The following is a 13,796-nucleotide window of genomic DNA, read 5'->3' on the forward strand; positions in this document are numbered from 1 at the left end:
GACGCTCTGGCCGTACGGGCAGCCGCTTGGTCTCCAACCATGCGGCCAGGCCGCCGTCGTCTTCAAGCACAGCCATCACTGTAGCCAGCTAGGACGGGCCTCTTCATGCCAGTCCTCCGGGCTTAGGCATGACCTTCCCAGTGTCGCAGATCATCTGCGGGCGCCCAGGCCAGAGCGGGGTGTGGGTGGTCACCCGTGGGTGCCGACTGTCAGCGTTGGTCGGCCTCGGACGGCCCAGGGACGGCCCAGGTCTTGCGCTACGAGGCGCCTACGCTTCCGATCTGGGAACCGTGCACCTCTCACCTGCAATCAAGCCCCACGGGACAACTCATTGGCTAGGATTGAGACGATCTAGCAGTGGGGGAAACATGAGTGTTGACAATACGCCACCTTTCGCAGAACTGCACGCAGGCATCACCGCAAAAGACCTGCGAGAAGTTATTGCTAAATCCGGATACCCATTTCAAGCCACAGTTGCGGACATCATTCGCTCCTCCCCTTTGGGTGCCGTACGAGACGTCAAGCTGCAAGAGGAATGGGCGTTTATCGATCGAGACTCAGGGCAAGCTCGATCGATCGACATCTTGGTCGACCTCGCATTTCCTCACGACTATGATGAGCCTAATTCGAAACTCAGGACCCGATTGAATCTTTTGGTCGAATGCAAGCAAAGCGACTTGCCGTACATTTTCTTTCTGCGCAAATCCGCCCCGGTCCCACATAATGAGTTCCCCGAGATTTACGGCCTCGAGAAACAAGATATACGAGTATTCACGAATGCGGCAAGGGAGGAAGGTGCCAAGAATAGCAGCTTCTCATGGTGGGTGAACCTTCGGGATGCGCTGGAATTTGCAGAAGTCCCGTTCTTTGGTGCGCCTACGCTTTACGCGATCTCCTTTGCCAAGGCCATCAGGCGTGGTTCCAAACTCGAGCTCACGGGTGAAGATGCCTACAGGTCACTCACTCTCCCGCTCCTAAAGGCCGCCGATCATCTGAAGTCACTCAGCAAGCCCACCGAGGGCCATCCACTGCTCTTTCCACGGATCGTCATCAACCTAGCCGTGGTCAGGGCTCCCATGATCTGCGCCTTCGAAAACAACGGAGAGAGTGAACTTATTGCACTCCCGTGGGTGAGGGTCGGCCACCTAGAACCTACAGAAGGTGGAGAAAATGAGCGAAATTTGAGTGGCGCAGTTCGTTACTTCGATGTCGTGCATGAATCATTTCTCGCGAGGTACCTGGAAGTCCTATCTCGCGACGCCGACGAAGTCGCCAAGAGGATGCATCAACACTCCAAAGAGGTGGCTAGTGGATTGGCCTTTTCCGACATGAGCGAAGGGCACGAATCCTTTTCACCGCTCCCCGAGCATTATCAAGAATTCCTCTCCAAGCCATGCACCATAACTTTTCGCCATCACGTGCGGTCCCTTGGATTGACGATCGATAAATCTCATGGCGAAATATCGGATCCAAATAACCCAACCGTCATTGGCTGGATAGACGGATACGACTGGCTATACCCGTCTGGGCAGTAACCATCACATAACGAGGGCTGCTAGAGCAAAGGTCGGCGGAGCGGCTTTGGGCTGGAGCTGCTTTGGGGCGAGTGATCTTGGCCCCGTAAGCTGATGGCGAGTCGGGCAGTCTGTGGACCTGCCCGTTAAAGCACGACGTTGGGGCCAAGATCTTAGAGGCTCGCCCCAAAGTGGCTGCCTAAAGCCGTGGAGCCGACCGCCCCAGCCACAGAGGGTGTCTCCCCACTTCATGCCCGCAGCCGCCGAGCGCGCCGCCGGGCGCGGCCAGCCGGGGCGCAGACAGGAGGCAGGCCGCGCCGCAGAGGCGGCGCGCGCCCGCGCCGTGCGCGGACCTTGATGAAGTAGGGAAAGTCTTATCCCGCTGGGATGAGGTGCTTGCCGTCGTGGCTTCGTACGTGGGGGCCGGCCCCGTCCAGGGCGTCCAGGAGTCTGATCGCGTAGACCTCGGACATGCGGTCGCTGACCTCGTCGGGTGTGAGCCAGGAGACGGCAGTTGACTCGCTTGAGGTGCGTTCGGTACCGCCGGAGGGCTTGCAGCGGAAGACCAGGGCGACGATGCCTCGGGTGGTGTTCTTGTAGACGCCGGTGAGTTCGTCGACCTCGACGTGGATGCCGGTCTCTTCCCAGACTTCGCGGGCTACGCCGGCCTCTGGGGTCTCGTTGAGTTCGAGTACGCCGCCGGGGAGTTCCCAGGTGCCGTTGTCGGCTCGGCGGATGGCTAGGAGGCGGCCGTCTTCGCGCACGACGACTCCGGCTACGGATACGGAGTGCAGGGGCGTCGACGTTGCTTCCTGTGGTTGACTCATGTACAGGAGCATAGGAGGCAGAGAAGGACTATGGAAACTACGGTAGAGGGGGGCAGGTCCGGGCCTCGGTACGTGCAGATCGCGGACGAGATCGTGCGGCAGATCCGGGCGGGTGTGCTCAAGCCCGGTGACATGGTGCCGAGTGAATCGGAGCTGGTGGAGCGCTACGGCGTGTCCGGCGGCACGATCCGCAAGGCCATGGTCGAGGTGCGGGCGAGCGGGCTCGTCGAGACCCGGCACGGCAAGGGCTCGATCGTGAAGGACAGGCCGCCGGTGCGGCACCGTTCCTCCGACCGCTTCCGGCGCTCGCTCCGCCAGGGCGGCAAGGCCGCCTACCTCGCGGAGTCCGCACAGTCCGGCGCCACTGCCAAGGTGAGCGTCCTCTACATCGGTCCCATGGAAGCCCCCGCGGATACCGCCCAGCGGCTCGGCGTCCCCGCCGGCACTCAGGTGCTCGCCCGGCGGCGTCTCTACTTCCGCAACGGCACCCCGGTCGAGACCGCCTCCTCCTACCTCCCGTGGGACGTCGTCAAGGACATCCCCGAGCTGTTCGCCGAGAACCCCGGCGGCGGTGGCATCTACGCCCGACTCGAAGACCACGGGCACGAGTTCGCAGAGTTCGTCGAGACGCTGCAAGCGCGGCCGGCCTCCAAGGCGGAAGCCTCCGAGCTGGCGCTGAGTCCGGGTGCGCCGGTGGTTCACCTGATCCGGGAGGCCCGTACGACCGCCGGAGTCGTGGTGGAGGTCTGCGACACGCTCATGGCCGCTGACCAGTTCGTTTTCGAGTACCGGATCCCTGCCGCCGACTGACGCTCGCTCAACTTCCCGCAACCCGTCGTGACTTCAATGTCGCGGCGGGTTGACTCATGTACAGGAGTGATGCACTCTTCTTCATGTCACTCATGTACATGAGTGACGGAGTTCGGCATCTATAGAGGAGTGTTCTGCTGTGCGTCAGATCCCCGTCGACACCTCCGCCGCGACCGTGATGGTCGCCAAGACCCCGCAGCCCAAGGTGCGTGACCGCCGTACCGGCGAGATCGCCACCGACGCCGAGACCGGCGCGAAGCTGATGACCGTGGACGTGATGTTCGCGGCCAACGACGAAGTCGAGATCCTGTCCGTCACCGTCCCGGAGACCGGCATCTCCGGTGACCTGACCATGGGCACCCCGGCCGCGCTCACGGGGCTGGTCGCCCGGCCGTGGGAGAACGAGTTCAACGGCCAGAAGCGGCACGGCATCGCCTTCCGCGCGGTCGCCGTCACCTCGCTGGCCACCACGGACACGGGCTCGAAGGCGGCCTGAGCCATGACGTGGCCGACGGTCTTACTGCTGGTGGTCGTCGCCGCTGCGGGTCTCCTGCGGTGGCGGCGTCCCGCCTGGTACTGGATGACCTTCGGGGTCACCCTCGCTGCCGTACGCGTCCTGGTCCGCTACGCCTCCGTCATGGAGGCCTGCGGGCTGACGGTCCCGCCCTCGCGCTGGCGCCTCATGCTGGCCCGGATAGCCAACCGCCCGGCACCGGAATCCCGCGCGCCGCGCATCCTGCGGCTGCGGCCCACCCACACCGGCCTGGTCCTCCGGCTCAAACTCCGCCCGGGACAGGACGCCTTCGACGTCGCCGCCGCCTCGGACCGGCTGCGCCACTCCTTCGCGATGTACGGCGTCACCTCCCGTGAGCTGCGCTCCGGTGTGGTCGAGATCCGGATGACCGGCTACGACGTGCTCAAGCGGGTGCAGATGCCGACCAAGACCGACACCCGGCCGATGCGTGTCCCGGTCGCACTGCGGGAGGACGGCTCGGTGCACTACCGCGACTACCGCGCCGTCCCGCACGGCCTGACCCTCGGCGCCACGGAGTCCGGCAAGTCCGTCTATCAACGCAACCTCGTCGCCGGGCTCGCCCCGCACCACGTCGCGCTGGTCGGCATCGACTGCAAGCAAGGGGTCGAACTGTTCCCGCTGGCCCGACGGTTCTCCGCGCTCGCCGACAACCCCGACACCGCGCTGGAGCTGCTGGAAGCGCTGGTGTCCCACATGCAGGACGTGTACCAGCTCATCCGCGCCGAACAGCGGATCAGCGTCGCCGTGCCGGATGCGGAGATCGCCGCCGACATCTGGGACCTGCCCGAGGACCTGCGGCCGGTGCCGGTCGTCGTCCTGGTCGACGAGGTCGCCGAACTCGCGCTCTTCGCCAGCAAGGAGGAAGAGAAGCGCCGGGACCGGATCATCACCGCCCTGGTCCGCCTCGCCCAGCTCGGCCGCGCCGCCGGCGTCTACCTGGAGATCTGCGGGCAGCGCTTCGGCTCCGAACTCGGCAAGGGCATCACCATGCTCCGCGCCCAGCTCACCGGCCGCACCGCCCACCGCGTCAACGACGAGACGTCCGCGCACATGGCCTTCGGCGACATCGCCCCGGACGCCGTCCTCGCCGCCATCCAGATTCCCGCCGAGACACGCGGAATCGCCATCGCCGGGGACTCCACCGGCGGCTGGCACCGCATCCGCGCCCCGCACACCACGCTGCGCCAGGCCGTGAACGTCTGCAACAAGCACGCCGACCGCACCCCCGAGCTGCCCGCCCTCGCGCCTTTCCGGCCCGCGGTCTCACCGCTGCCCTCGGCCCGTGCGCCGCTGTCCAAGACAGCCCCCGCCACCGCCTGACACCTCCCCCCTCCCACGGTCGGCGCGACCGTCCTTCGCGCCGGGCCCCTACCCCCGCCATGCCTGATCACAGGAAGGAGCCGTGATGGCCCGCCCCGCTCTCCGCATCGACGCCGTACTCGTTCAGGCCGTCATCGCCGGGGCGCTGTCCTTCGCCCACCTCCACGACCTCGCCGCCGCTGCCGGACAGACCGGCTGGAAGGCCTGGGCCTATCCCGTCTCGGTCGACCTGCTCCTGGTCGCCGCCTGGCGACGGCTGCGTGCCGACGGGCCGTCCCGGCTGGCCTGGTGCTGGTTCCTCATCGCCCTGGTCGCCTCGCTCGGCGCCAATGTCGCCACCGCCGGGCTCCTCGACCTCGGCGACGTCCCGGCCTGGCTGCGCATCCTCGTCGCCGCCTGGCCCGCCTTGGCCTTCATGGGCGGCACCCTCCTCGCCCACTCGCCCGCGGACCCCGCCCCGACTCCGCCGGCACCCTCCGTCCCGACTCCGGACCCCGCGCCCGAGACGGCCGCCGCTGAGCCGCGCCCGGCGCCCGAACCTCCCGTCGTCTCGCAGATCGAGGAAACTCCCGCCCTGCCCACGGCCGTGCCGGTCCCGGCCGCGCTCGTCGACCACGCTCGCAAGGTCGCCGACGACCACCACGCTCGCACCGGCGCCCCGATCGACACCGACACCCTCCGCGCCCGCCTCGGCGTCCCGCCTCACCTCGCCAACGTCATCGCTGCCCAACTCAAATGACATGACCGCGATACGAGAGGAGATCGACTGACATGCCCGCCCGCGACTTCTTCCACTCCGTCATGCGGATCGGCCCCGTGCAGATCGGCACCCACCGCGACCGCCGAGGCCAGACCAAACACGCCGCCGTGTGCACCAACGACCGCTGCGGCTGGTCCGCCGACTACTCCAGCCAGTCCGCCGCACAGCTCGCCGCCCGCACCCACCGCTGCCGCGTCAGCTAGGAGGCCACCCGATGAACGTCCCGCTCTGGCTCGCGCTCCTCGCCGTCGGCTACCTCGGCGTCAAGCTCATCCGCCCGCCCTGGTGGCTCATAGCCGTACTGCTCCTCGGCGGCTTCCTGATCGCCGACAGCGTGCTGGCCCCCGTCGTCAACGGCTTCGTCAAGTAGCACAACTCGAAGGGAGAACACCGATGCTCCGCCCGAAGATCCCGACTAACCCCACGCCCGCCCGCCACCTCACGCCGCCCGTGCTCGTGGAGCCGACCGCCGTCGTACCGAGTGCGCAGGTTCCGCCTCCTGCTCCGGTCGCTCCTGCGCCGTCCCGGCCCACGGTGCAGCTCACCCCCGGCACCGCCCTCGCTCTCGTCGGCGGCGGAACGGCCGTCGTCCTGGTCGTCGGCGCCGTGCTCGTTTCGATGCTCCTGGCCGTCGCCATCACCGGCGCCTCGGTCGCCGTCTGCGCCCTGGTGATCCGCTCCCTCGTCCAGGCCGACGCCAAGCGACGCTGACCGGCACCCGGGCGGCCTCGATACCGCCAAGCATCCGCCGCCCGGGCGCCGTCCACAACCGATCTCACAACCGGAAGGAAGCACCCAGCATGGCGCACCGCGCCCCGACCGCGCATGCCCCGCTGCTCGACCCGACCACTCTCGGCGACCTCCTCCGCGTCGCCTCGGCCCCCGACTACACCCGCTGGGAAGACCAGATCCGCCGCACCGGCGGCTGCTCCGACCCCATCCACCTCACCGGCTGGACCCTCCACAAGGACAAGACCACCGGCGAGACCCTGCACCACTACACGACCGCCGTGGAGCCCGGCGGACGCCTCCGCCTCGCCTGCGGCAACCGCCGCGCCTCCCGCTGCCCCTCCTGCGCCTGGACCTACGCGGGCGACACTTACCACCTCATTCGCGCGGGCCTGGCCGGAGACGACCGCCGAGACGTCCCCAACACGGTGAGGGATCACCCGCGCGTGTTCGCCACGCTCACCGCTCCCTCCTTCGGGCCGGTCCACAACCGGCCCGATCACGGCGCCTGCCGCTGCGGCACCCAACACGCTCCGGACGCACGGGAACTGGGCACCGCCCTCGACCCGGCGACGTACGACTATGCGGGCGCAGTCCTGTTCAACAACCACGCAGGGCAGCTGTGGCAGCGCTTCACCACCCGCCTGCGCCGCGAACTCGCCGCCCGCGCCGGCCTCACCCGCCGAGAACTCGCCGACCGACTCCGCGTCTCCTACGGCAAGGTCGCCGAATTCCAGAAGCGTGGGGCCCTGCACTTTCACGCCGTGATCCGGCTCGACGGACCGGACGGGCCCGGAACGCCCCCGCCTGCCTGGGCAACGGTCGGCCTCCTCGCCGACGCGATCCACGCCGCTGCGGCGCACTCCTATACGTCCGTCTCCGTCCCGGCCGCAGGGGACCAACCGGCCCGGTCCTTCCGCTGGGGCACACAGCTCGATGTGCGCCCGGTGAAGGCCTTCGGCGACGGCTCCGACATCACCGAACAGGCCGTCGCCTCCTACGTCGCCAAGTACTCCACCAAAGCCGCCGAGAACACCGGCACCCTTGACCGCCGTATCGGCGAACTCGCCGAACTCGACCGCCACCACGTCCCGGACCACACCCGTCGACTCATCACCGCATGCCGGGACCTGGACCGCCTCTACCCGGACCGGCGCCTCTGGGCCTGGGCTCACATGCTCGGCTTCCGCGGCCACTTCTCCTCCAAGTCCCGCCGCTACTCCACCACCCTCGGGGCCCTGCGCCAGACACGCGCCGACTACCGCGCCGCCCAGGAACACACCGCCCTCGCCCTGGACGACCGTGAGCCGGACACCGTCCTCATCCTCACCGACTGGCAATACGCCGGACACGGCCACACCCCCGGTGAATCCGCTCTCGCCGCCACCATCGCCCGGAACCTCCAGCTCAACCGGGAAAACGCACGCGAAGCACTGCAAGACCAACTGGCCCTGGAAGGAGCCGCCGCATGACCACCGCCACTGCCACCGCCGAGCTGCTGACCGTGCCGGAAGTCATGGCGCGTCTCAAGGTCGGGCGCTCGAAGGTCTATGACCTGATCCGCTCGCGTCGACTCGTCTCGATCAAGATCGATGGGGCGCGTCGTGTCCCCGCTGCTGCTGTTCGGGACTTCGTCCTCGGCCAGATCGAGGAGGCTGCCTGATGGCTGGTCCGCGCAAGCGCAATCCGAACGGCGCCGGCACCATCACCAAACGCAAGGACGGCCGGTACCAGTGCGCCGTGTACGTCCTCCAGCCGGACGGCACCCGCGCTCGCAAGTTCGCCTACGGCAAGACCTGGGCCGAGTGCGACGTCAAGCGCCGGGAGCTGCTGGCCAAAGTGGACCAGGGCGTGCCCGTGCCCACCAAGTCGGCCAAGCTCTCCGAGTGGCTGCCTTACTGGCTGGACAACGTCATCAAGCCTCGGCGGAAACTCAGCACGTACGACAAGTACGAGGCGCACCTCCGCCTCTACCTCGTACCGTTGCTCGGCGCCAAGCGGCTCGAATCCCTCAGCGTCGCCGACGTGCGCCGCTTCCTCGTCCGTCTGGAGAAGGAGACGACTGCGGCGACCGCCAAGGAATCCCACCGCGTCCTCCGGTCGGCACTGTCTTCCGCCTGCCGCGAGGAACTGATCACGCGCAACGTCGCCAAGCTGGTCGAGCCGCCCCGTACCGACAACCGCGAACTGAAGCCCTGGACCCTCGACGAGACGCTCGACTTCCTCGCGGCCTCACGAAAGGACCCGCTGTACGCGGCCTTCGTGCTCGCCATCGCCATGGGGCTCCGCCGGGGAGAGATCATCGGCCTGCGCTGGTCGGACCTCGACCTCGACAGCCGCGTTCTCTACGTCCGCCAGCAGACGCAGCGCCGTCGGGGCGTCCTCTACGACGATGATCCCAAGAGCCGCCGTCGCCGAGCCGTCCCGCTGCCCGCCCTCTGCATCGCGCCTCTGCGCTGGCACCGGATGCGGCAGGCGGCTGCTCGGATCAAGGCGGGGGAGCAGTGGCAGGAGTCCGGTTACGTCTTCACCACCCGTACCGGCCGCCAGGTCGAGCCGCGGAACGTCTACCGCTCCTTCACCCGCGTCGCCGAATCTGCAGGCCTCCGCGTCATCCGGCTACACGACGCCCGGCACGGCACCGCCACGCTTCTCACGGCGGCCGGAGTCGCGCCCCGCGTCGTGATGGAGATCCTCGGGCACTCCCAGATCAGCATCACCATGGACGTCTACACACACGTTGTCCAGGACACGCAGCGGGAAGCCATGAGCCACATGGACCGGCTGCTCAGGAAGCGGCGTCCCAGCCGGGAGTGACCGCGTCCGTTGATGTCAGAAGTGGATGTCAAAGGCCACCTACGAAAATCCGTAGGTGGCCTTTTCCCTGGTGCCCCCGGCAGGATTCGAACCTGCGACACCCGCTTTAGGAGAGCGGTGCTCTATCCCCTGAGCTACGAAGGCCGGTGGTGGTGTGGTTGTGCCACCGCCGACAGTGTAGCGGGTGGGGTGGAGGGCGTTGGGTGGTCAGGTCAGGGGGATCGGGCGGAAGCGGCCCGCGACTCGCAGGTCCGCTTCGATGTGGGTCGCCGTCTCCTTAAGGAGCGGCAGGATGTCCGTCACGCAGGCCGCTGCCGTGCGGCGGGCCGCGTGCATCGCGACGTTCAGCGCGGCCACCACGCGGCCCGTGCGGTCGTGTACCGGGACCGCGATGGAGCGCAGGCCGGCCTCCAGTTCCTCGTCGACCAGGGCGTAGCCCTGCGAGCGTGTCTCCGGGAGGGAGAGCAGGACGTGGCCCGGTGCGGTCGCGCGGGCGGGGAGGCGGGTGCCGACCGTGATGCGGGCGCTCATCACGCGGCTCGTGGACGCCCGGGCCGTGTACTGGATCTCCTCGCCCGAGTCCGACAGGACGGCCAGCGAGACCGACTCGTGGACGCGGTCGGCGAGGGCGGTCAGGTGGGGCTGGGCGATCTGGGGGAGGGAGGTGCGGGAGAGGGGCGGGAAACCGAGGGAGAGGACTCGGGGGGTGAGGGTGAAGGTCCGGTCGGAGGTGGCCGCCACCAGGCCCGCGTGTTCGTGGGTGATCAGGGCCCGGCGTGCCGTTGCCCGGGCGAGGCCCGTCGCCCTGGCGACCTCCGTGAGGGTCAGCGCCGGGCGGTCCTCGCCGAAGGCCGTCAGTACCGTCAGGCCGCGGGCCAGGGATTCCACGAACTCCCGGCCCAGTTCGTGTTTCGACGCGGCCGTCCAGGTGGCCAGGCCGGAGCGGGGGATTCCCGGCTCCGGTGGTGGGGTGGTGCGCAGGTCGTTCTCCATCGACCGCACCGTTGCGCGGAGGCGGGGGAGCAGGGTCGTTCGCAGGTCCTCGGCCGTGTGGCGGCTGGTGTGGCTCACCACGCTCGCCACGCATGCCACCCGGCCGGTGCCCGGGTCCCGTACGGGGGCCGAGACCGCGACCAGGCCCGGTTCGATCAGCTGGTCGTCCAGGGAGTAGCCGTCGGACGCCGCGGCGGCCGTGCGGTCCTCGAAGTCCTGGTCGCGGGTGGTGCGGTCGCGTGGGGGTACGGCGGGGAAGGTGCGGTCCTCCGGGTCCGCCGCCCGGCGGTGGTGCCAGTGGCGCCAGTCGGCCGGTGTCCACTCCGTGGCGAACAGCGGGCCCGGCGCGGTGCGTTCGGCGGGGAGGAGGTCGCCGATGCGGAAGCTCAGGGACATGGCGCGGCGACGGGTGGCCTGGTGGATGAAGCGGATGCCGTCGCGGTCACCGACCGCCAGGGAGACCGACTCGTCCAGCTCGTCGGCCAGGGCGTCGGCGCGGGAGGCGAGGAGGGCGGGGAGGCGGAGGGCGGCGAGGTAGGCGTTGCCCAGTTCCGTCAGGCGGGGGGCGAGGGTCACGTCGCGGCCGTCCAGGCGGACGTATCCCATGCGGGCGAGGGTCGCCGTGACGCGGTCGACCGTGGCCCGGGCCAGGCCGGTGGCCTTCTCCAGGCCGCTGAGGCTGAGGGTGCCGCCGTCCGCCTCGGTCAGGTGCCGCAGTACGGCGATTCCGCGCAGCAGGGGTGCCACCGCCTCGGCCGGCGCCTCCGCCCCGGCCGGCGTGACCGCCTCCCGGGCATCGGGGGTCACGGGTGTGCCTTCGGTACCCGGTGCGGCGGCGGCCGCCACGTGGGCGGCGTCGTTCGTGGTGTTGGCGGGCATCGGCTCTCCGGTACGGCGGTCGCGGCAGGCCTACCGTAATCCCGGGCGAGCAGGAGGGTGGTCGGGCGGTCGGACGGTGCGGCGGTCGCGTCGGCTGCCGGTCCGGGCGCCATGCGGTCACCTGCGGGTGATCCGCACCTGGTGGTCGCCCTTCAGGTCCGCACCCGACACCGCGATCGTGATGCCCCGGCGCGGGTCCTTGAAGGTCTCGCCCGGTGTGAAGGCGGCGTCCGAGAGTTCGGCGTGGATGTTCGGGCTGCGGGTGCAGCCGCCGCTGTCCCGGCGGGAGTCGTACACGGTCACCGGGCCCATTCCCGTGTCCACGTCCGCGTCGACCTTGTAGACCAGCACGCCCGGCCGGCACACCACCTCGTCGTTGCCCTCGCGCGTGCGCAGTTCGACCGCGTAGCCGGACGTGCCGTCCAGCGGGACGACCACCAGTTTGTCGCCGTCCCTGCGGGCCAGCGGTGTCAGTGTGTACTCCGTCGTCCCCGGAGTCGACGCGCAGTGCACCTGGGAGCGGTCCAGCCAGCCCAGCTTCCACTTGTGCCAGCCGATGAGGTCGTTGTTGGCGCCCCAGTCCTCGCTCATGATGTCCCAGTGGCCGACCGCGCCCCCGCCCTCCTGGGTGTAGAGGTCGGGCAGGCCGAAGACGTGGCCGTTCTCGTGCGGGAGCACCCGGTAGCCGGTGTCGTCGTAGGAGCCGGAGCCGTCGTCCTGGCGGGAGTAGACGAAGGACGCGTTGGCCACCGGGACGCCGTCGGCGACCGGTGCCTCGGTGTTGCCGGCGAAGGTGACGGACAGGACCGTGTCCAGGGCGGAGGGGCCCGCGTTCGGAGTGACCAGCACGTTCATGAGCTCGTACGACCGGAAGTCCACCTTCGGGTCCGCCGCCGCCACCAGGTCCTGGACGAGGCTCCGGTAGCCGGGGTCGAAGGGGGCGCCGCGCTCTATGCCGTATTCGGCGAACGGTTTCGGCATCCGCAGCCAGTCGCGGATCGGGGTCTCGGGGCGGTAGTCGAGGCGGCCGTAGGAGCTGGTGCGGAACCATTCCTCGGTCTTCGGGAAGAACTCCGCGTAACGGTCGAGCGCCCTGCCCTCGCCGGGCGCGTCCGAGAAGTCGATCATCAGGGTCAGGGCGCGGACGGTGCCGGTGGAACGGGCGTAGCCGGCGGAGGTCGGGACGCCCTCTGACATCTGGATCTCGGGGCCGCCGCTGATCAGGCAGGGGCCGTGCGCCGAGGACCGGGAGAGGGTGGCCGGGCCGGGGCCCGACGCCGTGGTGCTCGGCGTGAGCGGGCCGGTGCCCGCCGACGTGCTGACCGCGAGGGTCACGACGGTGACGGTCGTGATCGCGGCCAGCCGGCGCGGGCGTATCCGGCGGCTCTGCGGCTGCGGCGGCATGCAGACCTCCCGGACCACGGCAGCCGCCGGACACCGGCTGCACCCTTGCGATCACCCTGTGCCGAGGGGTGGGCGGGCGCGCGCTGGAAAGGCCGATCGTGGGTTTCCCGCGGGTAGCCGCCGGCCGGGGGACGGGCCTGGCCGGGGCGTCCGGTGGCTGCAGACGGAGGGTGCTCCGGACGACGAACCCGCTGTGACGCAGGTCACGGTGAATCTCCCCGGGTTCGGGAAATAACCGGGGATCGTTTCCCCGTTTAGCCCTGTGTCCGAGCGAAGCGGGGATTTCCTCCCCGGATCGCCAGCCCAGTCGTCCAAGGAGTACGCCGTGCAGACCGCACCCGCCGAGCGGCACAAGGTGACCCGGCCCCGCGCCGACGCCCTGCGCAATCGGGAGCGGATCGTCGCCGCCGCCCGGGAGATGTTCGTCGAGCACGGCCCCGACGTGCCGTTCGACGACGTCGCCCGCCGGGCCGGCGTCGGCAACGCCACGGTGTACCGCAACTTCTCCGACCGCGACGCCCTCGTCCGCGAGGTCGTCTGCTCGGTCATGGACCGTACGGCACGGGCGGCCGAGCTCGCTCTCGCGGAGACCGGTGACGCCTTCGAGGCGCTGGAGCGCTTCGTGCACGTCTCCGCCGACGAGCGGATCAGTGCCCTGTGCCCCATGGTGTCCAGCACGTTCGACCAGCACCATCCCGACCTGGAAGCGGCGCGCGAACGGGTCGAGCGGCTCGTCGCCGAGGTCATGGACCGGGCGAAGGCGGCCGGTCAGCTCCGTACCGACGTGGGCGTGGGCGATCTGATGATCGCCGCGGCCCAGCTGAGCCGGCCCCCGGCCGGTACGGGGTGCCTGAGCGCCGACCGGTTCGTCCACCGCCATCTGCAGCTGTTCCTGGACGGGCTGCGGGCTCCTGCCCGCTCGGCCCTGCCGGGCGCGGCCGTGACCCTGGAGGACCTGCGCCGGCCCTGCGAGCAGTAGTTCCGTGACCTCGACCGTTCGATACGACGCCTGACCGTCCGACACGCATCGCGCCTGACCGTCCGACATGACTTCGCGCATGACTTCGCGCGCCTGACCGTCCGACACGCATCACGCATGACCGTTCGACACGACGCCTGACCGTCCGACACGCATCACGCATGACCGATCGACACGACGCCTGACCGTCTGAACAGCGGATGGCGGCCCCGGTGGCCGTCGCCGTAGG

15 protein-coding genes and 1 tRNA gene are annotated in these 13,796 nt (G+C 69.2%); 12 read left to right on the forward strand and 4 right to left on the reverse strand.

Features of this window, described 5'->3' with window-relative positions:
- Positions 1-368: 368 nt before the first annotated feature.
- Complete coding sequence (locus ACH4F2_RS17305) at positions 369-1,535, forward strand: hypothetical protein (protein ID WP_398133542.1); 1,167 nt, start codon at positions 369-371, stop codon at positions 1,533-1,535.
- 353 nt (positions 1,536-1,888) lie between these two features.
- Here ACH4F2_RS17305 and ACH4F2_RS17310 read toward each other — a convergent pair whose 3' ends face one another.
- Entirely contained in the window at positions 1,889-2,353 is a 465-nt protein-coding gene (locus tag ACH4F2_RS17310) for an NUDIX hydrolase (RefSeq protein ID WP_390056893.1), read from the reverse strand.
- Positions 2,354-2,371: 18 nt separating this feature from the next.
- Between ACH4F2_RS17310 and ACH4F2_RS17315 the strand changes: the two genes are divergently transcribed.
- The 10 genes from ACH4F2_RS17315 (at position 2,372) to ACH4F2_RS17360 (ending at position 9,312) form a co-directional block, all read left to right on the forward strand.
- Complete coding sequence (locus ACH4F2_RS17315) at positions 2,372-3,151, forward strand: GntR family transcriptional regulator (RefSeq protein WP_398133543.1); 780 nt, start codon at positions 2,372-2,374, stop codon at positions 3,149-3,151.
- Positions 3,152-3,290: 139 nt separating this feature from the next.
- On the forward strand, positions 3,291-3,647 hold the full coding sequence (locus ACH4F2_RS17320) for a hypothetical protein (protein WP_011028865.1): 357 nt from the start codon (positions 3,291-3,293) through the stop codon (positions 3,645-3,647).
- A gap of 3 nt (positions 3,648-3,650) precedes the next feature.
- The gene (locus ACH4F2_RS17325; protein ID WP_398133544.1) at positions 3,651-5,006 is read left to right on the forward strand and encodes an FtsK/SpoIIIE domain-containing protein; all 1,356 of its coding nucleotides are present in this window, start codon (positions 3,651-3,653) and stop codon (positions 5,004-5,006) included.
- Between the two features lie 85 nt (positions 5,007-5,091).
- Positions 5,092-5,745, forward strand: a complete 654-nt coding sequence (locus ACH4F2_RS17330) for a DUF2637 domain-containing protein (protein ID WP_398133545.1) — start codon at positions 5,092-5,094, stop codon at positions 5,743-5,745.
- A gap of 32 nt (positions 5,746-5,777) precedes the next feature.
- Positions 5,778-5,969: a mobile element transfer protein gene (locus ACH4F2_RS17335; RefSeq protein WP_007388789.1), complete on the forward strand. Its 192-nt coding sequence runs from the start codon at positions 5,778-5,780 to the stop codon at positions 5,967-5,969.
- Positions 5,970-5,980: 11 nt separating this feature from the next.
- On the forward strand, positions 5,981-6,136 hold the full coding sequence (locus ACH4F2_RS17340) for a hypothetical protein (protein ID WP_093456560.1): 156 nt from the start codon (positions 5,981-5,983) through the stop codon (positions 6,134-6,136).
- 23 nt (positions 6,137-6,159) lie between these two features.
- On the forward strand, positions 6,160-6,477 hold the full coding sequence (locus ACH4F2_RS17345) for a SpdD-like protein (RefSeq protein ID WP_398133546.1): 318 nt from the start codon (positions 6,160-6,162) through the stop codon (positions 6,475-6,477).
- A gap of 89 nt (positions 6,478-6,566) precedes the next feature.
- Positions 6,567-7,967 carry a replication initiator protein RepSA gene (repSA, locus tag ACH4F2_RS17350; protein ID WP_398133547.1) on the forward strand — a complete coding sequence of 467 codons (1,401 nt, stop codon included), beginning with the start codon at positions 6,567-6,569 and terminating at the stop codon, positions 7,965-7,967.
- Complete coding sequence (locus ACH4F2_RS17355; protein ID WP_398133548.1) at positions 7,964-8,158, forward strand: helix-turn-helix domain-containing protein; 195 nt, start codon at positions 7,964-7,966, stop codon at positions 8,156-8,158. Before repSA ends, ACH4F2_RS17355 begins: the two co-directional genes overlap by 4 nt.
- On the forward strand, positions 8,158-9,312 hold the full coding sequence (locus ACH4F2_RS17360; protein WP_398133549.1) for a tyrosine-type recombinase/integrase: 1,155 nt from the start codon (positions 8,158-8,160) through the stop codon (positions 9,310-9,312). The genes ACH4F2_RS17355 and ACH4F2_RS17360 overlap by 1 nt, the downstream gene beginning before the upstream one ends.
- Positions 9,313-9,380: 68 nt before the next feature.
- Here ACH4F2_RS17360 and ACH4F2_RS17365 read toward each other — a convergent pair.
- From ACH4F2_RS17365 to ACH4F2_RS17375, 3 genes are all read right to left on the reverse strand, one after another.
- A tRNA-Arg gene (locus ACH4F2_RS17365) sits at positions 9,381-9,456 on the reverse strand.
- A 63-nt stretch (positions 9,457-9,519) separates the two neighbouring features.
- Positions 9,520-11,184: an IclR family transcriptional regulator C-terminal domain-containing protein gene (locus tag ACH4F2_RS17370; RefSeq protein WP_398133550.1), complete on the reverse strand. Its 1,665-nt coding sequence runs from the start codon at positions 11,182-11,184 to the stop codon at positions 9,520-9,522.
- Between the two features lie 117 nt (positions 11,185-11,301).
- On the reverse strand, positions 11,302-12,588 hold the full coding sequence (locus ACH4F2_RS17375) for a M6 family metalloprotease domain-containing protein (RefSeq protein WP_398133551.1): 1,287 nt from the start codon (positions 12,586-12,588) through the stop codon (positions 11,302-11,304).
- Between the two features lie 325 nt (positions 12,589-12,913).
- Here ACH4F2_RS17375 and ACH4F2_RS17380 point away from each other — a divergent pair, with 325 nt between their 5' ends.
- A complete protein-coding gene (locus tag ACH4F2_RS17380) occupies positions 12,914-13,567 on the forward strand; it encodes a TetR/AcrR family transcriptional regulator (RefSeq protein ID WP_398133552.1) in 654 nt (217 codons plus the stop codon).
- The last annotated feature ends 229 nt before the right edge of the window (positions 13,568-13,796 follow it).

The sequence above is a fragment of the Streptomyces sp. NPDC017890 genome, from assembly GCF_044328675.1.
GTDB lineage: Bacteria > Actinomycetota > Actinomycetes > Streptomycetales > Streptomycetaceae > Streptomyces.

What these genes read in the sequence shown, in the direction of transcription:
- ACH4F2_RS17305 (WP_398133542.1), top strand. Translation starts at nt 369, where the DNA reads ATGAGTGTTGACAATACGCCACCTTTCGCAGAACTGCACGCAGGCATC.
- ACH4F2_RS17310 (WP_390056893.1), bottom strand. Translation starts at nt 2,353, where the DNA reads ATGCTCCTGTACATGAGTCAACCACAGGAAGCAACGTCGACGCCCCTG.
- ACH4F2_RS17315 (WP_398133543.1), top strand. Translation starts at nt 2,372, where the DNA reads ATGGAAACTACGGTAGAGGGGGGCAGGTCCGGGCCTCGGTACGTGCAG.
- ACH4F2_RS17325 (WP_398133544.1), top strand. Translation starts at nt 3,651, where the DNA reads ATGACGTGGCCGACGGTCTTACTGCTGGTGGTCGTCGCCGCTGCGGGT.
- ACH4F2_RS17330 (WP_398133545.1), top strand. Translation starts at nt 5,092, where the DNA reads ATGGCCCGCCCCGCTCTCCGCATCGACGCCGTACTCGTTCAGGCCGTC.
- ACH4F2_RS17335 (WP_007388789.1), top strand. Translation starts at nt 5,778, where the DNA reads ATGCCCGCCCGCGACTTCTTCCACTCCGTCATGCGGATCGGCCCCGTG.
- ACH4F2_RS17340 (WP_093456560.1), top strand. Translation starts at nt 5,981, where the DNA reads ATGAACGTCCCGCTCTGGCTCGCGCTCCTCGCCGTCGGCTACCTCGGC.
- ACH4F2_RS17345 (WP_398133546.1), top strand. Translation starts at nt 6,160, where the DNA reads ATGCTCCGCCCGAAGATCCCGACTAACCCCACGCCCGCCCGCCACCTC.
- repSA (WP_398133547.1), top strand. Translation starts at nt 6,567, where the DNA reads ATGGCGCACCGCGCCCCGACCGCGCATGCCCCGCTGCTCGACCCGACC.
- ACH4F2_RS17355 (WP_398133548.1), top strand. Translation starts at nt 7,964, where the DNA reads ATGACCACCGCCACTGCCACCGCCGAGCTGCTGACCGTGCCGGAAGTC.
- ACH4F2_RS17360 (WP_398133549.1), top strand. Translation starts at nt 8,158, where the DNA reads ATGGCTGGTCCGCGCAAGCGCAATCCGAACGGCGCCGGCACCATCACC.
- ACH4F2_RS17370 (WP_398133550.1), bottom strand. Translation starts at nt 11,184, where the DNA reads ATGCCCGCCAACACCACGAACGACGCCGCCCACGTGGCGGCCGCCGCC.
- ACH4F2_RS17375 (WP_398133551.1), bottom strand. Translation starts at nt 12,588, where the DNA reads ATGCCGCCGCAGCCGCAGAGCCGCCGGATACGCCCGCGCCGGCTGGCC.